At 41.8% G+C, this 25,087-nt stretch carries 17 protein-coding genes and 2 pseudogenes; 7 read left to right on the forward strand and 12 right to left on the reverse strand.

The features are described 5' to 3' along the window. Positions 1-36: 36 nt before the first annotated feature. The 3 genes from rpoD to gyrB all read right to left on the reverse strand — a co-directional run bounded on the left by rpoD (position 37) and on the right by gyrB (position 5,803). Positions 37-1,212 carry an RNA polymerase sigma factor RpoD gene (rpoD, locus tag ACM0OS_RS06595; RefSeq protein WP_414542366.1) on the reverse strand — a complete coding sequence of 392 codons (1,176 nt, stop codon included), beginning with the start codon at positions 1,210-1,212 and terminating at the stop codon, positions 37-39. Between the two features lie 1,601 nt (positions 1,213-2,813). After that, entirely contained in the window at positions 2,814-3,449 is a 636-nt protein-coding gene (locus ACM0OS_RS06600) for a fasciclin domain-containing protein (protein ID WP_414542367.1), read from the reverse strand. 416 nt (positions 3,450-3,865) lie between these two features. Beyond that, the gene (gene gyrB, locus ACM0OS_RS06605) at positions 3,866-5,803 is read right to left on the reverse strand and encodes a DNA topoisomerase (ATP-hydrolyzing) subunit B (protein WP_414542368.1); all 1,938 of its coding nucleotides are present in this window, start codon (positions 5,801-5,803) and stop codon (positions 3,866-3,868) included. Between the two features lie 401 nt (positions 5,804-6,204). Between gyrB and miaA the strand changes: the two genes are divergently transcribed. Next, positions 6,205-7,095, forward strand: coding sequence for a tRNA (adenosine(37)-N6)-dimethylallyltransferase MiaA (gene miaA, locus ACM0OS_RS06610; RefSeq protein ID WP_414542369.1), 891 nt, complete (start codon positions 6,205-6,207; stop codon positions 7,093-7,095). Between the two features lie 32 nt (positions 7,096-7,127). On the opposite strand, the gene ACM0OS_RS06615 is transcribed toward miaA, so the two are convergent. After that, on the reverse strand, positions 7,128-7,856 hold the full coding sequence (locus ACM0OS_RS06615; RefSeq protein WP_414542370.1) for a Uma2 family endonuclease: 729 nt from the start codon (positions 7,854-7,856) through the stop codon (positions 7,128-7,130). 64 nt (positions 7,857-7,920) lie between these two features. Beyond that, positions 7,921-9,090: a cysteine desulfurase family protein gene (locus ACM0OS_RS06620; protein WP_414542371.1), complete on the reverse strand. Its 1,170-nt coding sequence runs from the start codon at positions 9,088-9,090 to the stop codon at positions 7,921-7,923. 329 nt (positions 9,091-9,419) lie between these two features. Between ACM0OS_RS06620 and ACM0OS_RS06625 the strand changes: the two genes are divergently transcribed. From ACM0OS_RS06625 to ACM0OS_RS06635, 3 genes are all read left to right on the forward strand, one after another. Next, entirely contained in the window at positions 9,420-11,036 is a 1,617-nt protein-coding gene (locus ACM0OS_RS06625; RefSeq protein ID WP_414542372.1) for a phospholipase D-like domain-containing protein, read from the forward strand. Between the two features lie 87 nt (positions 11,037-11,123). Continuing rightward, positions 11,124-12,317 (forward strand): NAD(P)/FAD-dependent oxidoreductase, encoded by a 1,194-nt coding sequence (locus tag ACM0OS_RS06630; RefSeq protein WP_414542385.1) that lies wholly within the window; start codon positions 11,124-11,126, stop codon positions 12,315-12,317. A gap of 314 nt (positions 12,318-12,631) precedes the next feature. Continuing rightward, a complete protein-coding gene (locus tag ACM0OS_RS06635; protein ID WP_414542373.1) occupies positions 12,632-13,285 on the forward strand; it encodes an HAD-IA family hydrolase in 654 nt (217 codons plus the stop codon). Positions 13,286-13,929: 644 nt separating this feature from the next. Here ACM0OS_RS06635 and ACM0OS_RS06640 read toward each other — a convergent pair. Together ACM0OS_RS06640 and folK are read right to left on the reverse strand one after the other, a co-directional pair. Then, positions 13,930-14,478, reverse strand: a complete 549-nt coding sequence (locus tag ACM0OS_RS06640; protein WP_414542374.1) for an NUDIX hydrolase — start codon at positions 14,476-14,478, stop codon at positions 13,930-13,932. 86 nt (positions 14,479-14,564) lie between these two features. Continuing rightward, positions 14,565-15,083 (reverse strand): 2-amino-4-hydroxy-6-hydroxymethyldihydropteridine diphosphokinase, encoded by a 519-nt coding sequence (gene folK / locus ACM0OS_RS06645; RefSeq protein ID WP_414542375.1) that lies wholly within the window; start codon positions 15,081-15,083, stop codon positions 14,565-14,567. A gap of 320 nt (positions 15,084-15,403) precedes the next feature. Here folK and ACM0OS_RS06650 point away from each other — a divergent pair, with 320 nt between their 5' ends. Continuing rightward, positions 15,404-17,629, forward strand: a complete 2,226-nt coding sequence (locus ACM0OS_RS06650) for a transglycosylase domain-containing protein (protein WP_414542386.1) — start codon at positions 15,404-15,406, stop codon at positions 17,627-17,629. Positions 17,630-17,779: 150 nt separating this feature from the next. On the opposite strand, the gene ACM0OS_RS06655 is transcribed toward ACM0OS_RS06650, so the two are convergent. After that, complete coding sequence (locus ACM0OS_RS06655; RefSeq protein ID WP_414542376.1) at positions 17,780-20,416, reverse strand: EAL domain-containing protein; 2,637 nt, start codon at positions 20,414-20,416, stop codon at positions 17,780-17,782. Between the two features lie 548 nt (positions 20,417-20,964). Here ACM0OS_RS06655 and ACM0OS_RS06660 point away from each other — a divergent pair. Further along, positions 20,965-21,273: pseudogene (locus ACM0OS_RS06660) on the forward strand (SDR family oxidoreductase); the annotation flags it as partial. Between the two features lie 84 nt (positions 21,274-21,357). Here ACM0OS_RS06660 and ACM0OS_RS06665 read toward each other — a convergent pair. From ACM0OS_RS06665 to ACM0OS_RS06680, 4 genes are all read right to left on the reverse strand, one after another. Continuing rightward, the gene (locus ACM0OS_RS06665) at positions 21,358-21,921 is read right to left on the reverse strand and encodes a Uma2 family endonuclease (protein WP_414542377.1); all 564 of its coding nucleotides are present in this window, start codon (positions 21,919-21,921) and stop codon (positions 21,358-21,360) included. A gap of 375 nt (positions 21,922-22,296) precedes the next feature. After that, complete coding sequence (locus ACM0OS_RS06670) at positions 22,297-22,683, reverse strand: DUF1636 family protein (protein ID WP_414542378.1); 387 nt, start codon at positions 22,681-22,683, stop codon at positions 22,297-22,299. Between the two features lie 8 nt (positions 22,684-22,691). Beyond that, positions 22,692-23,561 (reverse strand): iron-siderophore ABC transporter substrate-binding protein, encoded by an 870-nt coding sequence (locus ACM0OS_RS06675; protein WP_414542379.1) that lies wholly within the window; start codon positions 23,559-23,561, stop codon positions 22,692-22,694. Between the two features lie 41 nt (positions 23,562-23,602). Then, the gene (locus ACM0OS_RS06680; protein WP_414542380.1) at positions 23,603-24,190 is read right to left on the reverse strand and encodes a TonB-dependent siderophore receptor; all 588 of its coding nucleotides are present in this window, start codon (positions 24,188-24,190) and stop codon (positions 23,603-23,605) included. 79 nt (positions 24,191-24,269) lie between these two features. Here ACM0OS_RS06680 and ACM0OS_RS06685 point away from each other — a divergent pair. Next, a pseudogene (locus tag ACM0OS_RS06685) lies at positions 24,270-25,037 on the forward strand (IS1380 family transposase); the annotation flags it as partial. Positions 25,038-25,087: the final 50 nt, after the last annotated feature.

Here is a 25,087-nt window from a genome sequence, read left to right on the forward strand (position 1 = left end):
TTACCGCGGTAGCGTCTCGTAGAGAAGGGCTAATAACTACCGAATATATTCCTTGAGTACACTGTTACGATTTGGGTGACGCAACTTACGCAGAGCCTTAGCTTCAATTTGTCGAATCCGTTCGCGGGTGACGTTGAAAATTTGGCCAATTTCCTCAAGGGTCTTCATGCGCCCATCATCCAAACCATAGCGGAGTCTGAGAACATCACGTTCACGAGGGCTAAGGCTATCCAGGACTTTTTCTAGGTCTTCACGCAAAAGGTTTTTAGAAACCTGATCTTCTGGTGTTTCACCATCGGATTCAATAAAATCACCCAATCGAGAATCTTCTTCTTTACCGATAGGCGTTTCTAGTGAAATGGGCAACTGGGCAGATTTAGCAATAAACCGTAACTTCTCGATGGTCATTTCCATGCGAGTAGCGATTTCTTCTTCTGTGGGTTTGCGACCCATTTCTTGAGATAACAACTTGGTAGTTTTCTTGATCCGCGAGATGGTTTCGTAGAGATGAACCGGAAGGCGGATAGTACGGGATTGATCAGCGATCGCACGGGTGATTGCTTGACGAATCCACCATGTAGCGTATGTAGAAAACTTATAACCTTTTTCGTGGTCAAACTTTTCTGCGGCGCGAATCAAACCGAGACTACCTTCTTGAATTAAGTCTTGGAAGGACAAGCCACGGTTCATGTATTTCTTGGCAATTGACACCACAAGACGGAGGTTTGATTGCACCATCTTATCTTTTGCCCTGCGGCCAATGTGCAGGCGATAACGAAAGGCTGGCAATGGCAGTTGTACTGCTTCTGCCCATTCGCTGTCACGAGGATCGCGTTCTAATTGCTCAGAAAGTCTCTCCCGCACCCTTTCTAATTCCAGCAAATCAGCAATTTTCCGCGCCAGTTCGATTTCTTCGTCTGCCCGCAACAGACGAATCCGACCAATTTCTTGCAAATAAAGGCGAATCGAATCTTCGGTGTAATGCTTTTTCTTGCTTTGTGTCCGACGACGCGATTTAGCGGCTTTTCCAGACTTTGCGTCGTCCTCATCAGACTGAGGTTCTAAAAATTCATCGTCGCCGTCATCGTTAATCAGCAAGTCCTCTTCTTCTTCTTCTTCTTCGATTAAGAGTTCTAACTCGAGCTCAGGCTGATTCATTATTTCTAGGTCAGGCTGATAAATGCTTTCGAGTACGTTGTTAGCCTGGTTCATGCCGCGTTCCTCATGCTCCTTGCAGAATCAATTACTCAAGATGGGTTTACTGCTCTTTTAAATATGAGCTAGTTAATCACCGAAAATAGGGTTTTAGGCTATTTCCCTATGATATTTTCGGATTTTTTGGTGTGTGTGAAAAGCCGCAGTTGATGCCGACTTAACTCACATTAGTTAAAAGTTATATGTGTTGTCTTAGCACACAACTTTGTAACTTGCTTGTCTAAAAAAGACTGGTCTTAATGAAAAAATCTACCACTCCATATAAATGAAATATGACTGTTGGCATATTTTCCTATAAAGACTGTTCCGATTGTAGCCTGTTTCACAGAAATTGCACTCTTTTTGTGTATTAATCATGATGCCTTTAAGTAAGGTAAAGCCACTATTATCAAAAAGATATGGGAAATGGTAGTTATACCCTTAAATTTTCTCTAAAGCTTTTTGGAATTTTAGTGGCATCCTTTTTACGTTGACAGAAAAGCATATTCACCCTTATAGAGTTTTAGGTATGATGCAAAACATTAATTACCTAGAAACAATGCTTTTCATGTTAGCTTAGGCCAGAAATATTAATGCACCCATTTTTACAATTCCTTCATATATGAATCAGTTTTTCGGTTACACGGGGCTGACCACAGACTAAATCAAGCAATAATAGTGATGCTCCTCTCAATACATTTAACTGGATAAATGCCAAAGACCTGAACTAAGGAGTTGAGGCGGTGGCGGCATCAGCCAAAAGGCGATCAATTGAGATTTGACTAATTTGGTCTTATTCACACATTAGCGCACTGCTGAGATTTCCACCCTATGAAACTTGACAAACTGTTCTTATTGTATCCACCGATATTTTAATCAATTCAGCAAAGATTTGACAGTTAAAATTACAGATATTTGCTTACTTAAGGCAAATCTTTATCGGATACAGGCAAAACAATCATCTTCACTCCTGTAAAACTGGAACAGATGAGCAACTTGCTATCTAGTGTTAGCAGGGAGAAGTTAAAACCTAAAACAGTTAGATTGTCGCTGAAAAATTTATTTGTAAACTCAACTTGCGTAATAAAATTGTTAAATTTAATACTGCCACCCCAAGGAAAATATTGTGGTTTTTTGATATTCAATCCTTAAGAAATTTAGCTAATGCAAATTTGTGGGCAATATTTGACATTTGCTATTCAAGCATAACAAATGCTTTTCTAACTTGTGCAAGTCATGAACTCAACACTTAGGAATATGAATTGAATAACATACAAATCTTGTTTTTGACATCACACTGCCTTTCCTTTGTCAGGATAGGGGTTGGGGGTGAGGTTCTGTATTTTATTAAATCCGCATTCCTGAGCTAGAAACTGAGCGATCTGAGATATATATCTCTATCGCTCTCAAGCACTTTTCTAAGTATTTTCAGGAAAAGCTTGACAGCATTGTTCATTTATGCATTTGCTCACCATGAAAAAACTGATAGTTTTAGTAATCTATTGCTTATGTATTCTATCAAACAATTTTCACCGACTAAAATGCACAAAAAAATTTCCCCGGTATTTTTTCTGATTCTTTAACCGGGGAGTCTTGCCTAATTTTAATTAGTGTGGTACCTAATTGTTCTGCAAACTAGCAGGAAAATTGGGTGGCAGAATTACTTGGTCAACTGTGTGAACAACGCCATTTCTCGCTGGGATATCTGCCTGAGTTACCCTCGCATCGTTAACGGTGATTGTATTGGTAGCATTATCGACATTGATAGTAACAGGGGTACCCTCAACTGTGTTGACTTCTCCTGATGTCAGTTGGCTAGAGGTAACTTGCCCAGGTACAACATGGTAGGCAAGTAACTTCGTTAATTCTTCTTTGTTTTCTGGCCGCAAGAGATTATCTAAAGTGCCGGCGGGTAAGGCAGCAAAGGCGGCGTCAGTAGGTGCAAAAACTGTGTAAGGCCCTGGGGTTGTCAATTGATCCTGTAAGCCTGCGGCTTCCACTGCCCGTGTTAAAGTTTGAAACTGTCCTTCTCTGGCGGCGGCCTGTGATAGTTCGGCTAAATTAAGGTCAGCGGTTGTTTCTGTACGTGTATCGGCAACAGGAGGGGCAGTAGCAGTTGGAGTCTCTGTGACGGGAGGCGCAGCTGGGGGGGCTTCTGTGACAGTTCGAGGGGCGCAGGCCGATAGAGCAACTATGCTCCCTACACCAAGAATATTGAACAATGCTTTTGCTATTGTATTTTGACTGACTTTCATAGCTGTGAGTAAAATCCTGTTAAGTAGGGAATTACTGACCATAGTCAATAATTTTATGGAGATCGTCCCTCAGCCTAACGACGTAATTTATTAAACATCTAAATCAAGATGTATTTTTTGATAAATAAGTTTAATTGAGTTTTTAGATCACAGTACTTTACACAAAGTCTTTGCTGCACAAGCATTTTGATATATTTCATACAATAATTTAATTTGATAAATCAACTGACTTTTTTGACGATACATCCATCAAAAGATATGAGATATAGTCTTTTAAATTTTTACATTGGTAGAGATACCTGATAAAAAACACAAAAAATAATGGGTAACTTTTTCACAATTACCCACCATAAATTAATTAGCAATCTCACTGCACATTTTTCAATGGTGCAGACAAAGTTGATATTAGCTTGATATTAGATATCTAGGTCAGTGAAGTTGAGTTTAGAGCCATAGGTTTCGATAAATTCGCGTCTTGGTGCCACACGATCGCCCATTAAAATAGTGAAAATGCGGTCTGCTTCGGCGGCGTCTTCAATTTCCACTTGCTTCATTTTGCGAGATTCTGGGTTCATGGTAGTGTCCCAGAGTTGTTGTGGCATCATTTCACCCAAACCTTTGAAGCGTTGGATGTTGTAATTGGCATTACTGGGAAGTGTACCCAGGTACTGTTGCAGTTCACGTTCGCTATAACAGTATTCATGATTGCGTCCCCGTTCTACTTTAAACAGTGGAGGACAAGCAATATATATAAAGCCTTGTTCGATGAGCGCGCGCTGATACCGATAGAAGAAAGTTAACAACAGTGTCCTGATATGCGCCCCATCTACGTCAGCGTCAGTCATGATGACGATCCGGTGATAGCGTAGTTGGGAAGCATCGAACTCATCACCTTTTACGCCCAAACCCAAGGCTGTAATTAACGATTGAACTTCGTTATTTTTGTAGATTTTAGCGTCGTCAGTTTTTTCGATGTTAAGGATCTTACCACGTAGAGGGAGGATGGCTTGGGTACGGCGATCGCGTCCTTGTTTGGCACTACCACCCGCTGAGTCGCCTTCCACAATAAAGATTTCCGACTCGCTAGGGTCACGAGAACTGCAATCTGCTAATTTACCAGGTAATGGCGAAGATTCGAGAACCGATTTGCGTCGCACTAATTCCCGCGCATGACGGGCGGCTTCTGCGGCTTTAAAGGCTTGAATCGCTTTATCTAAAATCGAGTCAGCTATACCAGGATGAAATTCTAAGTACTCAGTCAGAACTTCTCCCACCAAAGAATCGACAATACCCCGAACTTCGGTGTTACCAAGTTTGGTTTTGGTTTGTCCTTCAAATTCAGGATCGGGGACTTTCACCGAAATGACTGCTGTTAAACCTTCGCGGACGTGTTCGCCACTGAGGTTAGATTCATTTTCTTTAATTTTATTGCGCTTACGGGCGATCGCATTTAATGTCCGCGTCAGCACCGCCTTCAAACCTTCTAGGTGTGTACCACCATCAACGGTGCGAATATTATTGGCAAAACCCAGCACATTATCTGTATAAGCGTCAGTACACCACTGTAAAGAAACTTCTATTTGTACATTGTTGCGTTCTCCCTGCACATAAATAATTTCTTCATGCAGTGGTTGCTTCTCACGGTTCATGTAAGCAATGTACTCTTTGATGCCACCCTTATATTCGTAGGTTTCTATCCTGGGTGTATCACTTTTGAGAAGTTCTAACCGATAATCGCCAAAGGTAATTTTGACGCCAGCATTTAGATATGCCAACTCCCGCAGGCGGCCCGATAAAGTAATGTAATCAAACTCAATGCTGTTAGTGAAGATTTGGGTATCTGGCTTAAATCTGACAGAAGTTCCGGTTCTCCCCTCTTTTTCTGGTTTGACTTGCAGTTCGGTAACAGGTAGACCTCGTTCATAACGCTGGACATGAACTTTATGATCTCGCCAAACTGTGACTTCCACCATTTCCGACAGGGCGTTCACCACAGAAATACCAACCCCGTGCAATCCTCCAGAAACCTTGTAGCCACCACCGCCGAATTTTCCTCCAGCATGGAGTACGGTTAACACAGTTTCTAAAGCCGATTTACCCGTTCGTGAGTGAGTATCGGTAGGAATACCCCGACCATCATCTGTTACAGTCACGGAACCATCGGCATTGATCTCTACCTCTATATGAGAGCAGTGACCTGCCAAAGCTTCATCAATAGAGTTATCTACCACCTCGTAAACTAAATGGTGGAGTCCTCGCGGCCCGGTGGTACCGATGTACATCCCTGGTCGTTTACGGACGGCTTCCAGACCTTCCAGAACTTGAATCTGATCGGCACTGTAACTGCTCGTCATGAAAATTCTCCTGATGCGTGGGTTTGAAATCGCCCAAAAACAAAAAAGTCTAAAACACACCAAGATTCTAACACAAAAGGCTTACTGGCGACTGTAGGGCATTTTTGGGAGAAGTTTACATGGGGGATGTATCCCCATAAGTTTTTTGAATTGATTGCCCCAATATTTCAAATTTAATCAATGTGAAGGGTGGGGAGTAGGGAGTAGGGAGTGGGGAATGGGGGGAATACTTTGGGATACTATTATATATTTGTCATAAAAGTTAACTTCAAGAATGGTGCTAAAACCATTGCTTTTGCTAATAGGCATTAAAAAACTTCAAGATTTTAACACAAAAGGTCTACTGACAACGGTAGGGCATTTTTAGGCAAAGTTGATTGGGGGATGTATCTCGGTAAAAGATGACAAAATTGATTGTAATTTGTGGTGCTACTGCTACTGGTAAGTCTGGTTTGGCTGTGAATTTGTCTAAGTGTTGGGATTCTGTCATTCTCAGCGCAGATTCCCGTCAAGTTTACCGTGAGTTTGATATTGGTACAGCCAAGCCCACATTGACAGAACAGAAATTAGTCCCACATTATTTAATAGATATCTGCGAACCGACAAACACGATGACGGTGGCTGACTATCAAGAGCAAGCACAAAGTTTAATTGCAGCGTTGCCGGCTGATCCATTGTTGTTGGTTGGAGGTACTGGTTTATACATTCGTTCTATTGTTCAGGGGATGAAAATTCCCAAAGTGGCACCAGATAAAAAATTGCGATCGCAGTTAGAATCTCTGGGTCAAAGTACACTTTATGGCATACTACAACAAGTAGATGCGATCGCCGCCCAAAAGATTCATCCTCATGATCTTGTGCGAACTTTACGAGCATTAGAGGTATTTTATATTACTGGTAAGCCAATCTCTGAGCAGCAAGGAGAAAACCCACCCCATTATCCGATTTTGCAAATTGGTTTAGATTGTGAACTAGACAAGCTAGAGCGACGTATTTACAAGCGTACTGAGCAAATGATAGCTGATGGCTTGGTAGCTGAGGTGGAATATCTTTGCCAAAAGTACGGTGCTGATTTACCTTTGTTGAATACTTTGGGATATCAAGAAATTAAGCAATATCTGGCTGGGGAAATTTCTTTGGATGAGGCGAAAAAATTAACGGTTTTACATACGCGACAATTTGCCAAGCGTCAGCGTACTTGGTTTCGGGCATATCCCCAAATTGAGTGGTTTGATGCGGATGATCCTGATTTGTTGGAGAAGGTTAACAGGCGAGTGGAAGAGTTTTTTTAGTTCGCGCAAAGTCGCAAAGGCGCAAAGTGTTTTTAAAGAGTATCAGGATCTATGCCCATAGCTTTGAGTCTTTCTGCTAGGAGTTGGGCGCGTTGTTCGGCTTGTTCAGCACGTTGGTGTTCTTGTTCAGCACGTTGATGTTCTTGTTCTGCGCGTTCATCTCCAGTAGGTAAAACAGTCTTGTCTTGGTAGCACCAGCGTAACCATGTATCTTGTCTACCTTCAAATTCGCCTGACCACAAAGTGATACCTAAACCGACTTGTTCTAACCAAGTTTCTGACGTTTCAAAGTAGCGTCTTCCCCTGAGTTCATACACCCGCAGTATTTTTTCTCCTAATTGCTGCGTCGGATCATAAACAATGTAGTAACTCGCCCGCATTTGTTCATAAATTCTCAGTTTTTTGCCTAGTTCATCGCCTTCTTTATTGGAAACAATTTCTAGTACAACTTCTGGGGGCTTACCAAAACGCCACACCATATAACAACGATTATTTTTTTCCCACCAGTTTTGGGGAACTTGGACATCTAAGCTCAGAAAAACGTCTGGTACAATTGCAGGCTGAAGGTCTGTATAGTAAATACCCACATTAGCCTCAGCTAACAAAATTTGGTTTTGTAAAGAACTGTAAAGAGAACCAACTAATAGGCGTTGTTGTTTGGCAGATGCGAAGTTGTCCACAGGTGTATCATCTTCAGTGATTAGCTGGTTGGCATCTGGTATGTAGAAGTCATCTTCATTGATGAGAATTTGCTCAACCATAATTTTCTCGACTATCTAAGAGCATTATTTCTAGCTTAGTTGATTCGTGATCCAGCCTGATTTTTTAACTTTTGACTAAAGATAAATCCGGTGTCAGCCTTTGCAACACTTGTTTAAATACCATTGCTGTCCAATCTATATCGGCTGCGGTGGTGTCACGTCCCAAGGTTATCCGCACTCCCCCCAAGGCAGCTTGTGGGGAATAACCCATTGCTAAAAGTATGGGACTGGGGCTAAGTTTACCACTGTGACAGGCAGAACCAGCACTGATACCAATACCAGCCAAATTCATTTGTCGTACTAAGGCTTTACCACTGAGTTTTTTACCGTCGGCGTGTTCTAATGAGAAACTCAAGTGATGTGGTAAGCGATGCTGAAAATCTCCTGTGGGTATTAAACCAGGAATATCTGTTAACTGAGCAAACAAGCGATCGCGTAAATTAATTAACCGGGGTGTTTCTTGGGGTAATTCTTGGGTGGCTAATTCCGCGGCTACCCCAAACCCGGCGATCGCAGGTACGGCTTGTGTCCCCGAACGCAATCCCATTTCTTGCCCACCACCAGCTAATAAGGGTACTAAATCCACTCCAGGACGGACGTACAACGCCCCTGCACCTTGTGGCCCATATATTTTATGGCTAGAAAGGCTCAATAAGTCTACGGGGAGTTTTTGTACATCTATAGGTAAGCGTCCGCTGACTTGCACCGCATCGGTATGAAATAAAACTCCATGTAAACGGGCAATATTACCTAATTCAGTAATTGGTTGCACTGTGCCAATTTCACTTTGACCGTAAATTACAGACACTAAAACTGTATTATCTTGCAACGCTGTCTTTAAATCTAAGGGGTTGACTCTGCCTTTGCTATCTACCTCAAGGCGTGTCACTTCCCAACCCCACCTCTCCAATAACCGCGCAGGTTCAGTAATGGCAGAATGTTCCACACGGGAAATAATTATATGTTGCGGCGCAGTATACAATCGGGCAACGCCCATAATGGCAAGATTGTCTGCTTCGGTTCCACCAGCCGTAAAAATAATTGATTCTGGATCGGCTGCATTAATTAAGCCTGCAACTTGCATTCTCGCTTGTTCCACAATTGTGGCCGCCCGTTGTCCCCACTCATGCAAACTAGAAGGATTGCCCCATTGTAAATTGAGGACTGCTTGCATAGCTGCGATCGCCTCTGGGCGAGTGGGAGTAGTAGCGCTGTAATCTAGGTATATTTGCATATCACACACTGTCAACGGGTTAGAGACTAGGGGCTAGTATCGCAAGGCGGAAGTCAAAAGTCTTTTTTTATAAGCTTTTCATTGATTTCAACTGGTCTGTTTATTTACGCCGACTTGTACTAGTAACCTGATTTAATTGGGAACTGCTATACCTACTATTTTCAGCATATACAGGGCAGTTGGTAAATCCTGAAAACATCTGAATAATTCTGTATCAATGGGTGGATTTTTTGACACTATTTATCTGGCTATTTATCTACCAAATTTGGCATACTGCATTTTGACGAATATAAATGTGTTCATAACCCATCTAGTTTTAGCAGATTACCGTGCATATTTTTCCTCAACGCAAGTATATTTTTCTCTTCTTTTTGATAGTAGCGATCGCAGCTTGTCAACAAGTCCAATCTTCTAGTCAACGGCTGGCCCCATTACCGCAAGATCCATTGGTTCAAGTTTATTTTAATCATTCTCAATCCTCAGAATACCAAGAACCTTATCGCCAGCAAACTCGCCCTGGGGATAACTTAGAACAGCAGATTATTGATGCTATTTCTCAAGCTAAGTCTACGGTGGATGTAGCGGTACAAGAATTGCGGTTGCCAAAAATATCTCAAGCCCTAGCAAAGAAACACCAAGAGGGGATCAAAGTGAGAGTAATTTTAGAAGATAACTATAATCGCCCTTGGAGTAGCTTAACACCCGATGAAGTGCAAAAATTAGCTCCTAGAGAACAAGCACATTATCAAGGATTTGTGCAATTTGCCGACCTCAATCAAGATAATAAACTCAGCCAAGATGAAATTAATCAACGTGATGCTTTAGTCATTTTAAATAATGCCCAAGTACCCTGGATAGATGACCGGGCCGATGGTTCTGCTGGTAGTAATTTGATGCATCACAAATTTGTGATTGTCGATAATCGTTTGGTAATTAAAACTTCAGCTAATTTTACGTTGAGTGATATCCACGGTGATTATACCAATCCTAGTAGTTTAGGCAATGCTAATAATTTTATGCAAATAGACAGTCCTGAACTAGCTGCCTTATTTACCGAAGAATTTAATATTATGTGGGGGGATGGCCCAGGAGGTAAGCCAGATAGTAGATTTGGTCTAAAAAAGCCATTGCGATCGCCTCAAACAATTACCTTAGGTGAAACTAAAATTACCATCCATTTTTCGCCTACTTCACCTACTCAACCTTGGAGTAAATCTAGCAATGGTTTAATTGGTAAAACTTTAGATTCCGCCACTAAATCTATTGATATGGCATTATTTGTTTTTTCCGAACAGCGTCTTTCTAAAATCTTAGAAACTCGGCATCAAGAAAATGTCCCAATTCGGGCTTTAATTGATTCCCAATTTGCTTACCGTTACTATAGTGAAGGTTTAGACATGATGGGAGTGGCGCTAAGTAATAATTGTCAATATGACGTTGATAATAACCCTTGGAACAACCCTATTACTACCGTTGGCGTACCTACCTTAGCTAAAGGTGATTTGTTACATCACAAATTTGCTGTCATCGATCAACAAACTGTAATTGCTGGTTCTCATAATTGGTCTGCATCTGCCAATCATGGTAATGATGAAACAGTTTTATTAATTGACAGTCCCACTGTTGCAGCTCATTATGTACGTGAATTTGACCGTCTTTATGCTGATGCTAGATTAGGAGTACCGCCATCTGTTCAACAAAGAATTGCAGATGAGAAGAAACAGTGTCCTCAGATAGAAGCACCGACATCATTAATTAAACAGGTAAACATCAATACAGCAACTTTAGAAGAATTAATCACGCTTCCAGGTGTTGGTAAGCAGTTAGCACAAAGGATAATCAATGCCCGTCAGCAGCAGAAATTTACATCTTTGGCAGAGTTGACAAAAGTTCCGGGAATTAGCACCAGAATGACAGAAAAATGGCATGACTATATTAGTTGGTAGTTAAATCGAATCATGGCATATAGAATCAAGGAAATTCATTACACTGAAGTTAGTTGCCATGCTGGGATTGATTGTCCTGTAAAACCGATGACTGAACAAACTACGAGAATTTGTATCCTTGGGGGAGGCTTTGGTGGTCTCTACACTGCCTTGCGCTTAAGCCAATTACCGTGGGAGAATAACCAAAAGCCGGAAATTGTCCTGGTTGATCAAAGCGATCGCTTTGTATTTTCGCCTTTACTCTATGAATTACTTACCGGAGAACTGCAAACCTGGGAAATTGCCCCACCGTTTGAAGAACTGCTACAAAACACAGGTGTGCGGTTTTATCAAGCCGTTGTATCGGGAATTGATACCGACCAAAAACGAGTACATTTACAAGATGGCCCAGAAATCCCCTATGACCGCTTGGTACTAGCTTTAGGTGGGGAAACACCTCTAGATATGGTACCTGGGGCGACCTCCTATGCCTACCCATTTCGCAACGTTGCAGATGCTTATCGCTTGGAAGAACGTCTGCGAGTATTGGAAGAATCTGATGCTGATAAAATTCGCGTAGCCATTGTGGGTGCTGGTTACAGTGGTGTGGAATTAGCCTGTAAGCTAACAGACAGACTCGAAGATAGAGGACGTTTCCGACTCATTGAAATCGCCGACCAAATTTTACGCACTTCCCCAGAATTTAACCGAGAAGCTGCCAAAAAAGCTTTAGAAGCAAGAGGTGTATTTCTGGACTTAGAAACCAAAGTCGAATCAATTAGTCAAGATGCCATCTCTTTAGATTATAAAAATCAAGTAGATACAATTCCCGTAGATTTAGTAATTTGGACTGTAGGGACAAGAGTTGCACCTGTAGTCCGCGCCTTAGCTTTAAAGCAAAATCAACGTGGTCAAATCACTACTACACCAACGTTGCAAGTTCTCGACCATCCTGAAATATTTGCCTTGGGAGATTTAGCAGACTGTCTTGATGCTGAAGGACAGCAAGTTCCAGCCACAGCCCAAGCAGCTTTTCAACAAGCTGATTATACTGCTTGGAATATTTGGGCTTCTCTAACTAATCGCCCATTACTGCCTTTCCGTTACCAACAGTTAGGCGAAATGATGGCGTTAGGAAAAGACAATGCTACTCTCACTGGTTTAGGAGTCAAACTAGATGGTTCCTTAGCTTCTCTCGCCCGTCGTTTTGCCTATTTATACCGGATGCCGACTTTAGACCATCAACTCAAGGTTGGCTTTAATTGGCTAGTCCGTCCTATTATAGAAACACTTTCTTCGTAGTACATACAGCAGAGAACAGGCTTGAAAGTCTTTTGGTGTCCGGGTTTTATGATTAAATTGATGTCGTAAACTACCTGGCAACTGCTATAGTGCTACCTAACCACTGAAACTTTAACTAGCCCTGCGGGTGACGCCTCCGGCGCGCCTGGCGGCTAATGAAAATTACCTATGGTGAGAGGAAACCTGATTCGCCGATGGTGTTCGCTTTGCGCTGACGCCAGTGACCTGCTATGGTAAACTCTGCCGCGGTGCTGGAATCACTGCGCTGTCTCACCAAAATCTAAAATCCTATATTTATAATCATACAAAGTTTGATGGAACGACCGAAAGTTATCTTTTTAGATGCTGTGGGCACACTCTTCGGAGTCAAAGGCAGTGTGGGCGAAGTTTATAGTCAGATAGCCCGAGACTTTGAGGTGGAAGTTTCAGCCGAAATATTGAATACAACATTTCTAGAAAGCTTTAAAGCCGCACCGCCACCAGTATTTTTAGATGCAGAACCACACGATATTCCCCAAAGAGAATTTGATTGGTGGCGGATAATTGCCCTTAATACTTTTAAAAGTGCGGGGGTTCTCAAAGAATTTTCTGATTTTCCTGGTTTTTTTAGTGAACTGTATATTCACTTCGGTACACCTGAACCGTGGTTTATTTATCCTGATGTCTTGGCATCTTTAGAAAATTGGCGCCGATGGGGAATTGAACTGGGAATCCTGTCGAATTTCGATTCCCGAATTTACTCAGTATTGCAAGGTTTAGGACTGAGTAGTTATTTTTCTTCTGTAACTATTTCTACCCAGGTACGTGCAGCGAAACCTGATCCCCAAATCTTTACTGTGGCTTTAGAAAAACATAATTGCCCACCAGAAGCAGCTTGGCACATTGGTGACAGCATTCTAGAGGACTATCAAGGCGCAAAGTCCGCTGGTTTGCGGGGTATTTGGATTAATCGAGAGAAAAAATCTTGATACCTCACATCTTGCACCAAGAAAAATTGATGTAATTTTATTACTCAGTAAAAAAGCGAAAGCCTTGATTTAGCGACAAAAGCCTATAAAAGTGAGGTATTTTTATCGCGCATCTTTTTACTTTACCTGGGATTGTACTTAGAGGTGCAAGATATGAGATACTCAACAATAAATAAGAGATATGGTGTTTCAAATGGCAATTTAGACAACAGATAAAAGCTCGTTGATGCACTTAAAAACTCAATCAAAAACTTAAGCCATGATAGCTCGATCTGATTTCATTTTTCTCACTTCTGAAGCATACCTGCAACTAGAAGAAAAAAGCGAAATAAAGCACGAATATATTGATGGTCAAGTTTACGCAACTGGCATATTATTTTAAGTTTGTAGTGAGGACTTTAGTCCTCTCTGCGAGACGCTCCGCGGTAAGCGCAGCTATGCCCGTAGGGCTTGACAAGATAAGGGCTTTAGCCCTTACTACAAACTTAAAATTTTTATTTTTTGTGACACTTACGTAAGTCCTGCCTAAACCCAAAAAATAGAATTGAGTCAAAGCTATGATCACAAACTTGCCTATTTAAATGATATTTCCCGTCAAGAAATCATCATTAACGGGAAATAGCTGATTTAGCTGTATATCACTATTAAACTAATAAAGGACGCGCTAGTAAAAAGCTAGAAATTGTTTTAGCATCTACTAGCTCACCTTCAATAATTGCTTTCTCCAGTTCTTCGGGAGTCAACAAAACAGTTTCAATATCTTCATCTGCCTCTTTTTCTGGTGGGTTTTCCAGCTTTTCTAAATCTCTTGCCAGAAAAGCATAGATAATTTCATCAGAATAACCTGGCGCTAGGAAAAATTCACCTAACTTATCCCATTTTTGGGCGCTGTAACCAGTTTCTTCTTGGATTTCTCTCTGTACGGTTTCTAGGGGATCTTCACTCGGTTCAACAGTACCTGCGGGAAACTCTAAGATGCGTCCTTGAATAGCAAAACGATACTGACGCACCAGTACAAGTTTCCCTTCGGCTGTCACAGGTACAGCTAGGGCCCCGCCTGGGTGACGAATGCATTCCCAATCTCCTTCTGCTTTATTAGGTAAACGCAAGCGATTGACTTCAAAATTAAACTTGCGACCTTTATAAAACAAGATTTGTTTCAGTAGTTGTGGTAATTCTCTACCTAATGGCATAATAAAATTCTGTTATATCTACCTACATATACAAACACTGTTCAGTGGGTAAAATCAGTGTTGTTTTGCATTGATGACTGGTAATTTTAATGACTCTTGAATAAGAGTACACCAGAACAGTCTACATCTTTTAGCAAATCTTTAATCACACGTCCGGAAATTGGCTCTACCCATGCTGGGGCAATCTCCGCCAGTGGCATCAAAACAAACGCCCGCTCTCGCATTCGCGGATGGGGAATTTGGAGATGTGGTGTATCCATGATTAAGTCATCATATAACAACAAATCTAAATCAAGCGATCGCGGCCCCCAGCGTTGCTCACGCACTCGCCCAAATTTTTGTTCTGTTGCTAATAAAGTCTCTAATAATAGCTGCGGCGGCATTTTTACGTGCAAAATAGCACAGCCGTTTAAGTAATCTGGTTGGGGTGGCCCTACAGCTTTAGTTATATACCAACTAGATTGAGCTTGTAGTCTAATTCCTGGGGTTTGTGCCAATGTGGCGATCGCAGCTTCTAAAATGGCGTGGGAATCACCAATATTACTACCAAGAGCGATCGCAATAGCTTTTTCAGATACTATTAATGATCTGGATGCTGTAAACAATTATGTAAAACTAGTGTATTAATGCTGACAAAAGAAATTAACTACTTACGGAAAAATATTTTTATGTATTACTGAATTCAGTTAATTCTTTATGAGCTATTATACTAACACAACTGTGGTGCGCTAACCCCGAAAATTTTGTCTGGTGGTTAGGTTTCAGCTACTTTGAGCGAGGAACTGATGTGGGTAAGCTCACCTCCTAGTTCAAGCAACAATCAACCAATTTGAGTGATTCTGGCACGGAGGAACCGCGATTGACTCCTGGTAATCATTACAAGAACGAGGAAGCCACTAATGAGAGCTTACCCCCCACAAAGCTGATGAAAACGAGGCAGATATTTAGTCAGATGAGTGGTATCTCATCTGGGATCATGACTAGATTGAGCAGCGGCGATAGACCTTTTTATCGTCGGATGTGGTTTTTGGCTGGTTTAGGTATAACTGGTAGCATCGGTGGTGGCATCATTGCCTTAGGTTATTTCATTGGTAACATAGATCAAAATTTACCTGCTCAGTCAGAACTGAAAGTTGCCACTCGTGAACAAACACTGACCATCAAAGCTGTGGATGGCAGCATATTACAACAACAAGGTGAAGCCACCAGAGAAAGACTCAACCTAGAGCAAATACCTGAGAAACTCCAACAAGCTTTCATCGCCTCAGAAGACAGAAGGTTTGCCACTCATCATGGTATAGATCCTAAAGGAATCATCAGAGCAAGTGTGAATAACTTGCGATCGCAGAGCGTGGTAGAAGGTGGTAGTACTATCACCCAACAGCTAGCGCGAATTCTTTTCCTCAAACAAGAGCAGACATTCTGGCGCAAATTCAAAGAAGTCCGTCTCGCGCAAAAGATGGAACAAGAGTTAACTAAAGACCAGATTTTAGAGCGTTACCTGAATTTGGTGTATTTAGGATCTGGCGCTTACGGTGTAGCAGATGCCGCCTGGGTATACTTCAGTAAAACAGTAGATGAACTCTCTCTAGGAGAAGCAGCAATGCTGGCTGGGTTAGCTCCCGCTCCCAGTTTGTACTCCCCGGCGCGAAATGCCACAGCTGCCACACAGCGGCGCAATCTCGTATTGCAGCGGATGTATGAAGATGAATTAATTACAGCAGAGCAAAGGCAAGCAGCTACTCAAGAAACCATAACCCTCAAGAGTAATTTTCCGAGAAGATTACAGGTAGAATCGCCCTACTTTGCTAGTTATGTCCTCCAAGAATTGCCCAAGTATGTTGCCCCCGATATCCTCACAAAAGGGGGACTAGTAATAGAAACTACTCTCAATCCCACTTGGCAGGAGGCAGCAGAAGCAGCAGTAGCCAAAACCTTGAAAAATCAAGGCCGCTGGCAAAATTTTACTCAAGGAGCTTTAGTAGCCATCGACCCCCGCAATGGTGAAATTCAGGCAATGGTTGGGGGCAAAGACTTTAGTAAAAATCAGTTTAATCGTGTTACCCAGGCACAGCGTCAGCCAGGATCAACATTTAAGGGATTTGTCTATGCCGCAGCCATAGCTACTGGGAAAAGTCCCAATGATAGCTACTTAGATGCACCCTTTATCGTCGATGACTACGAACCCAAAAACTACGGCAACACCTTCCGTGGTTCCATAACCATGCGCGATGCCCTCACCCGTTCTAGTAATGTAGTCGCCGTTAAAACATTACTGGATGTAGGATTTGACCCAATTATTAATGTTGCCCGTAATGCGGGAATTAGATCAGATCTTCTGCCTACCTATTCTTTAGCTCTTGGCTCCAACGAAGTAAATTTACTGGAATTAACCAACGCTTACGGTACATTTGCTACCCAAGGATTGCACGTAGAATCTCATGGTATTCGCCGTATCCTCGACCGTCAAGGGCAGGTAATTTGGTCAGCTGATTTCCAACATCAACGGGTTCTTGACCCTACTAGTGCCGGAATTATGACCTGGATGCTACGGAATGTCGTCCAAGTCGGTACTGGGGGCCCTGCCCAATTACGCAATAGACCTGTTGCCGGCAAAACCGGCACCTCTGATGAAGCCCGTGATTTGTGGTTTGTGGGCTATATTCCCCAAGTGGTAACAGGAGTGTGGCTAGGTAACGATAATAACCGTCCCACTTCAGGAGGTAGTGGTAGTGCAGCTTCTACCTGGCGGGAATTTATGGAGAAAGCAGTAGAAGGGATGCCTGTAGAAGACTTTCCCGAAAGACCTAAATTACAAGGTCGGGTAGGTAGTATGAAAGCGCAACCCATCAAGCCTAAATCAGTGCAGCATCCGGCTACTTCCTCTGCGGCTAATTCAGAAAATGCTCCTAGCCCTAACCTTAGTACCCCCGCGAGGACTCCCAGAAGAAGACGTTCTCAGTCACAGACAACTAATACAAATACATCCATAAGCCAACCTTCTACTCCAAGACAACCCAGACAAGCGCCAGCAAATCCCCCAACCCCGGCTAGAACTCGCCGATCTTCGCCCCCCGCCAGTAGTTCAGGTACTTCAACAGCGTCACCATCGTGGAGGGATAGACTAAGACCTAGTGGGTCTGGAGATTAAGCTACCGTGTACACACATCTTTGTCTTGATCCCCCTAAATCCGTCTTTTAAAGGGGGACTTTGATTCTTTGCCCCTATTATTTGAGTAAATTGGATCATTTATTCTTTGGAAGTCCCTGATCCCTAGAGGGGTCCACGAGTTCCCCAGTCCTAAAGCTTTATTTCCCCGTTTTGCAGAGCTTCCGTGGCTTTCTCAGCAGGCAGTGGTCTGTAGAAGAGGAAGCCTTGCACATCCTCACAGTAGATAGATTTCAAAAAATCTAATTCTTCTTGCTTTTCTACGCCTTCGGCGGTTAGTCTCAAGCCTAAATTTCTCGCCAAAGTGACGATCGCCTTCACAATATGAGCCACTTTGACATCCTTGGTCAATTCTTGGATAAAAGACTTATCGATTTTCAGATTGTGGAGTGGTAAAAGTTGGAGGCGTGACAGTGAAGAATGACCAGTACCAAAGTCATCAATGGAAAGATGAACGCCCATCTGCTCAAAATCCTGCAACACAGTTCTGGTAAAATCTAAATCTTCAATGGCGGTAGTTTCTGTAATTTCTAGTTCTAAAAATTGAGCTTCTAAACCTGTTTGTTCTAAGATTTTAGCCACAGTCTCCACCAAGTGAGGTTGGCGAAACTGCTTAGGAGATAAATTAACTGCCATGGTTAGGGGGGGCAACCCTGCTGTTTGCCAGGCTTTATTCTGAATACAAGCTGTGCGTAACACCCATTCGCCGATAGAGATAATTAAGCCACTAGCCTCTGCTAAGGGAATGAAGACACTAGGAGCTACTAATCCCATGTCAGGATGTTGCCAACGCAATAACGCTTCCATGCCAATAATTTTGCTGCTGTTGATATTCACTCGAGGCTGGTAATACAGTGTTAATTCTTCTCTTTCTAGGGCATAGCGCAAGCTCTTTTCTAAAGTCAAAAGTTCAGGATTCTTGTTACTGAGAGTAGTGTTGTAGAATTGATAGTTATTTCTGCCCTCATCCTTGGCATAATACAAAGCAGTATCGGCGTGCTGAATTAAAGTTTCGGCATCAGGACTATGTTCATCCAGTAGGGCAATACCCAGGCTGGCACTGACATAAAGTTCATGTCCATCTAAATAAAAAACATCCTCTAAGGCTTGTAAAATTCTCTGTGCCACCTGGCATACTTCTTCTAGATATTGCACACGGGGTAATAAGATTGTAAATTCATCACCCCCCCAACGGGCAACAGTATCGCCACCTCTAAGGGAAGCTTTCAATCTTTCAGCTACCTGCTGTAACAATTTATCTCCTAATGTATGCCCAAGAGTATCATTAATTACCTTGAAACGATCCAAGTCTAGAAACATCACCGCTAGACTTTCGGCTTTGCGGACTGCGTTGGGTAAAGATGTGTTCAGCAACTCATCAAATAACAGCCGATTGGGTAATCCAGTCAGCAAATCATGCAGCGCCTGAAAACGGATTCTGTCTTCTATCTGTTGACGTTGCCATGCACCACTGATACTGGCTGCCATTGTCAAAAGTGTAGATTCTTCATGCTTTGACCAATGGCGTTCTGTAGAACAGTCGGCTAAACCCAGACAACCCCAGAACTGTTCTTCTAAGCGTAAAGGCACTAGTAGCAGAGATTTGATGCCATCTCGAGCAAGTAATGCTTGCTCGGCTGCGGGAAATTCTTTGACTAATCCACTAATATACTGTCCTTGAGAAAGAACAGTGTACCAACGAGCTAATTCAGCAGACTCAAAAGGCTGATTTTGCCAGTAGTGGCGGCAAGGCTCAATGTGAGAATTTGTCCATTCAAACTGAAGGCTAACGGTTATTTCCTCTGTGACTGAATGGATATGTTTACTGAAGAGATAGGCGCGATCTACCTTGGCTGCTTCCCCTAGCACAGCCAGAGCTTTTTCAATACCTGTTGCGTAATTCATTTCTACAAGCAAATAATTGGCTGCTTCGGCCACTGCTTGTAACAAGCGATCGCGTTGCTTGAGTTCGGCTTCTGCTTGCTTTTGCTCTGTAATATCCCTAACAATAAAAGTTCTAATTAAATCACTTTCCGGGAGAAAATGTACGGATTGTTCAAAAACTTTTTGACCAACTTGCACCTCCCGCACAAAAGGATTTTCCTGACAATTTTCCACTGCACTGAGTAATCCTGTGAGGATGGGATGTTGTTGGCCAATTTTTTTGATTTTGGGAAACTCTAGAGATGCAGCTGGATTAAGATAAATCACCCTCCCCTTTAAATCCATCTCGATAACGGGATTAGGAATTAGTTCTGGGAAAGATGCTAAACGAGCTAGAGCAGTATCACTAGCTAGTTCAGATTCAGGATCAATAATTAAAGTTGCACAAGGATTAGCATGGTTAGCCTGTTCTGACAAAAAATCGGATAAGTCTTCAGCTGCACAAGATGCCAAAAATTCTGTTTCTGAAAGGTGAGAAACTGCATAATATTTGGCCTGAGCTTGATTATCGCCAAAGATAATGACATCTCCATGCTTGAGATTGTGAGAGAAGCATTTAGATCCATTAACTAATAAGCCATTAGTACTACTCTTACCTGTGAAGTTACCATCAATAATCCGAAAGCCATATTGGTCAGTATCGGGAATAGTTACCCGCAATAAAATTGCATGTTGTCTAGATACTGACGCCGAACGGAGGACAATAGAGTTATTACGATGCCGCCCCATCGAATAAGTTGCTTCCTGAAGGGGGATAGTTCGCTTTCCTTGCAAATCTTGGACAACCAATAGGTGGCGTATTTGTTCCCACTCATTTTTTGGCATCGTGCATCCTCAAATTTTCCTACCCTAGAATTTGTATTGAAAAATATTGCCCAAATCATGCATCAACTTCAGCCCCCTGTTTTTGGTAAAGCACTGGGCTTTTTGAGTAACTAATTACCCTTAGTGGCTAACCAGTAGACGTTTTAGCCAGTTTTTGAACTCAAAAATGAGGTTATGTAATTTAAGTTTTTTTTAGCTCAAGTCTTTTATATTTATATGTGCTTAAATACCCAGAATAAAATCAAACACCTCAGATATTACATGGTAAATTTGCTGATTTTGTATTCTGGGTTCAGAGTCATTATCAGTACATTCAACGCTTGATTATTCAGTGAATACAGATAGTTTTAGTAAAATTGCTATAAGTAATGTTACTGTTGTTAAATGTTTTTTATCAAAAATATAGCTGAAAGGTCAAGTAAATTTAGTTAGGTAATGTTCGCTAAATGCTTGCATCGCGTTATCTTAAAAATGAACTTTCAAGTGTGCAAATATTTCATGAAAGGCAAGCAAGTCTGACTCACAGGCGGAACTGGCGGATTAGGTTTAGGTGTGACACCAGGGGTTCTAGATCGGCTGTAGAACCTGCGGGGCAATTAGCAGCATATTCTGCGGACAAAGCTGGTGTGGTAGCCTTGACGAAGGCGATCGCAGATGAAACTAAAGGTACGAATATTACCGCTAATGTCATCTTGCCTAGCGTAATTGATACCCCGAAAAATCGTGAAGCTATGGGGTCAGAAAATGCTGACAAGTGGGTAAAACCTGAATCTTTAGCGCAATTAATCTGTTTTTTGGGTTCGGAAGCTGCTCAAGATATGCGAGGTGCGGCAATTCCTATCTACGGTGATATTTAGGTACGTTTGTCTAAAATACCCTTTTTACGAGAGTATTTTGGGGATTTTGTGTTGATGAATCAAGTCGTATTAATTATTACCTAGCTACACTTGTAACTCAAATCCAGGTAAGATATCTTCTCCAGAAAGAATCGCTGGGATTTGCATCACTTCTAGAGTTTTTCCCTGTCGATAAATTTCCACTTTGGCATCTTGAGGATTAATCAGCCAACCTAAACGCAAACCATTTTCAATATATTCTTGCATTTTCTCTTGAATAGGTTTGAGTCGATCTGTCTCAGAACGCAGTTCAATGGCAAAATCTGGTACAAGTGGCGGAAATTTTTTTCGCTGTTCTGGCGTTAAAGCTTCCCATCGTGCCAATTTTACCCAAGCTGCATCAGGTGAACGTTTTGCACCATTTGGCAAGATAAATATAGTTGAAGAACTAAATACTTTGCCTAATTTAGCTTGACGATTCCAGATTTCTAAATCAGTAATCAGTCCCGCTTCTTGATTTCCGCTTTCTCCTCCTACTGGTGGCACAATAATTAATTCTCCTGCTGCATTCATTTCCAGGCTTAAATCACGATTGGCAAGACACAATTGATAGAATTGCTCATCGGTTAAATGAGCGATCGCTTCTAGATTAAGAACAACAGTATTCATTAAACCTTTCCTTGTAACTTTTTTGCTAATATTCAGTTACCTTTAGTTAAAAGTTTAGCAGGAGGAAATTAAGCTGAACGATTTCACAGCATCATTTAGAGGTATTTTGACTGCAAACTTGAAAACCCTTTTCTTTTGTGGCTGGAAATAATCTACAAGTAAGTTCCAGTATTGCCGTAGTCCAATTTTTTTCATGCCAATTTCACTAGACTAGTGACGTGATACTGCTTGACTTCTTCTAAAGTTGGGTTTGCTCCTGATTTCCAGGCTGTCATAACTGAGCCTTTCATCTCCACCCTGGCTTGATATGCACTTGAGGGTGCTTTAATAACCAGAGTATATAGAGGAGCGCGAAGTGTTGTTGAACATGGATAATTAGGAGCTTTCACTTACTACAGAAGGAATCTGCGCGAAAATTGCCGATTGCAATAATTGAGATAAATTTTTCCAAATAAATGCTCCTTTGTCATTATTAATGTACATTTGCATGAGTTCTAATAATGCTGCGGCACTCTCATCAGGTGGTAAATCAACGAGAAGATAGGTAGGTTTTTCTGGGCAAGAAACAGCTGTAACACAGCCACGACTACACGCCCACAAACATTGTATAGGCTGAATTTCTAATTGTGATGAGGGTAGGTTTTCATTTACTAAATTGTTTAACTGTTCTAATAAACGAGTACCATCAGAAAGTTGATTTTTTGAGAGTTTTTCAGATGAACGGTGGCAGGATTTACAAATAAACAAAGTGTGTTTAGACATAGGTGTTACTATTTCTCAACTAAATATTTAAACAAGTCATCCAAAACGAGATTGGCAGCAATGTAACCACTTCCACCCCAGTAACTATTTTTAACTTGATATACTTTTCCAGCCTGTACAGCGTTCAGTTGTTTCCATAGAGGATGATTAAGAACTTGCTGATAAAGTTGTGCTTCGGGATCTCGTGCCATGAGAAAAATGATATCGCCATCAGCATCCCCAATACTTTCAAGGGAGATATCTATTCCCTCTTCCTGGGAAGGTGGACGAGGAAAACCGATTTCTTCGAGAATAGTGCTACCGATAGAATGGGTTTTTCCATATAGGCGGATTCTATCGGGATAAATGTCGATAATTGAGATGACAGTATTTGGGAGGCGATCGCCCATTTGCTGCTGTAAGTCTACAATCCGTTGATTGTAAGCATTGACGATTTCCTCAGCTTCAGATGTTTTCCCAAAAACTTCCGCAAATAATTGGAAGCATTCTTTCCAGCGAATACTTTTACCATCCCACCACTTTCCCAGCACAGTAGGAGCGATTTGTGATAGCCGATCATACAATTCCTGCTGTTCTCCATAATCATCTGTAGCCAAGATTAAATCTGGTTTGATGGTGAGAATTTTCTCTAAACTTAGTTGTCGTGAATGCAAACCAACACTAGCAGGACTTTCAAATCTTTCTCTCAAGTAATCGGTCTGTTGTGAGTAAGTAGTTGTACCTGTGGGCTTGAAGCCCAGTATTAAAGCAGCTTCCAAAGCTGGGTCACTTGCAGTAATAATTAAGTTTTGTGAGACATTATTAGCACAAGCAGAAAACAGCACAATTGCCAGAAGCGTTAACCCAAAGAACCCAAGCCCACGACGAATTTTATACATTTCAAAAAGTTGATTGAGTTCTACTCAAAGTACAGGACAATCTAAAATTCCACTGATAGCGTTCCTCTCACCGTGAACGGCTCACCAGGAGAAATACGATTTCTATCGGTTGTTTCCTTGACGTAAGCGACATCAAACAGATTTTCAACATTGAGTGCAACTCGCCAATTGTTCCTCCGGTAGAATAGGCTGGCATCTGTTCGCACGTAGCTGGGTAGAATGAAACCAGCCCGAAATAAATCTCCTTCCCTTTCACCGACATAGGATAAACCCAGCCCCAACCCTAATCCCTGCAAAGATCCTGCTTGAAGTTCATAGGTTGTCCACAGGTTTGCAGAATGATATGGCACACTATAGAGCCGATTGCCAATGATTGTAGTGTCACTGTTATTTGTCACTGTGGCATTGGTATATGCGTAGTTGGCAAGAATATTCCAACCAGGAAGAATTTTCCCAATGAGATCTAGCTCTACTCCTCGACTGCGCTGTTCTCCAATTGGGATGTTAAAGCCAGGATTGTTGGGATCGGCAACTGAAACATTGCCTCTGATAAGTTCAAACGCAGCCAATGTTGCAGCTAATCTGCCATTGAGAAATTCGCCTTTAACTCCAACTTCATACTCCCGCATTTCTCACAAGGAGACAAAAAAAAGGGGGTCAAAAACTGCGAAAATGTATATATGATAAGCATTTCAGCAGCTATAGAGCATGACCCCAGTACTCACAGATCGTACACCAAAACAGTTCAAATTCTCAGTTGAAAAATCACGCCCGATTGTAGTTAATTTCCAGGGTGGGGCGGTAACATCAGATGCAGGACTGAGCTTAATTGCTGAAATAGACAGAAAACTGCAAATCACATCAAAGTTTGCACAGTGTTTCCAAGATTACCGAAAGCCAAATCGAATTGACCATTCAATAGAAAACTTAATTAAACAACGAATATACGGGCTGGTCATGGGGTATGAAGACTTGAATGACCATGAAGAATTACGTCATGACCAGATGTTTGCTATAGCATTAGGAAAAAGGATTGGATTAGAGAATGAACCTGCAACATTAGCAGGAAAGAGTACATTAAATCGGCTCGAACATTGTCCTGAAGATGTGGAACAAGGAGCAGACAGCCGTTACCATAAAATCGGGCATTCTCCAGAGCAAATTGAAAGCTTATTTGTCAAAATCTTTCTAGAATCTTACTTGAAAGAGCCACGACAAATTGTTTTGGATTTAGATGTAACTGATGACTTAGTACACGGCAATCAGGAGCAAGTTTTCTTCAATACTTGTTATGGTGGATACTACTATGCTCCACTTTATATATTTTGTGGGAAACACTTATTAGCAGCCAAACTTCGCCCTTCTAATGTAGACCCAGCATTTGGAGCGTTATCAGAAATACAGAGAGTGATTAAACAAATACGTCAACAATGGAAGAATGTTGAGATTTTAGTACGTGGAGATAGTGCCTATTCTCTTAACGGGTGACAAGAAGGCTAAACAGCTTGTTTAATAAGGGATAGAGC

This window comes from Nostoc sp. CCY0012 (assembly GCF_963920855.1).
Taxonomy (GTDB): domain Bacteria; phylum Cyanobacteriota; class Cyanobacteriia; order Cyanobacteriales; family Nostocaceae; genus Cyanocohniella.

Bases quoted from the DNA above. Each gene is read 5' to 3' on its own strand.
- rpoD (WP_414542366.1), bottom strand. From the start codon at position 1,212: ATGAACCAGGCTAACAACGTACTCGAAAGCATTTATCAGCCTGACCTA.
- ACM0OS_RS06675 (WP_414542379.1), bottom strand. From the start codon at position 23,561: ATGTATAAAATTCGTCGTGGGCTTGGGTTCTTTGGGTTAACGCTTCTG.
- ACM0OS_RS06635 (WP_414542373.1), top strand. From the start codon at position 12,632: ATGGAACGACCGAAAGTTATCTTTTTAGATGCTGTGGGCACACTCTTC.
- ACM0OS_RS06665 (WP_414542377.1), bottom strand. From the start codon at position 21,921: ATGAATACTGTTGTTCTTAATCTAGAAGCGATCGCTCATTTAACCGAT.
- ACM0OS_RS06650 (WP_414542386.1), top strand. From the start codon at position 15,404: ATGAAAACGAGGCAGATATTTAGTCAGATGAGTGGTATCTCATCTGGG.
- ACM0OS_RS06600 (WP_414542367.1), bottom strand. From the start codon at position 3,449: ATGAAAGTCAGTCAAAATACAATAGCAAAAGCATTGTTCAATATTCTT.
- ACM0OS_RS06670 (WP_414542378.1), bottom strand. From the start codon at position 22,683: ATGTCTAAACACACTTTGTTTATTTGTAAATCCTGCCACCGTTCATCT.
- ACM0OS_RS06655 (WP_414542376.1), bottom strand. From the start codon at position 20,416: ATGCCAAAAAATGAGTGGGAACAAATACGCCACCTATTGGTTGTCCAA.
- ACM0OS_RS06615 (WP_414542370.1), bottom strand. From the start codon at position 7,856: ATGGTTGAGCAAATTCTCATCAATGAAGATGACTTCTACATACCAGAT.
- gyrB (WP_414542368.1), bottom strand. From the start codon at position 5,803: ATGACGAGCAGTTACAGTGCCGATCAGATTCAAGTTCTGGAAGGTCTG.
- ACM0OS_RS06620 (WP_414542371.1), bottom strand. From the start codon at position 9,090: ATGCAAATATACCTAGATTACAGCGCTACTACTCCCACTCGCCCAGAG.
- miaA (WP_414542369.1), top strand. From the start codon at position 6,205: ATGACAAAATTGATTGTAATTTGTGGTGCTACTGCTACTGGTAAGTCT.
- ACM0OS_RS06640 (WP_414542374.1), bottom strand. From the start codon at position 14,478: ATGCCATTAGGTAGAGAATTACCACAACTACTGAAACAAATCTTGTTT.
- ACM0OS_RS06630 (WP_414542385.1), top strand. From the start codon at position 11,124: ATGACTGAACAAACTACGAGAATTTGTATCCTTGGGGGAGGCTTTGGT.
- ACM0OS_RS06680 (WP_414542380.1), bottom strand. From the start codon at position 24,190: ATGCGGGAGTATGAAGTTGGAGTTAAAGGCGAATTTCTCAATGGCAGA.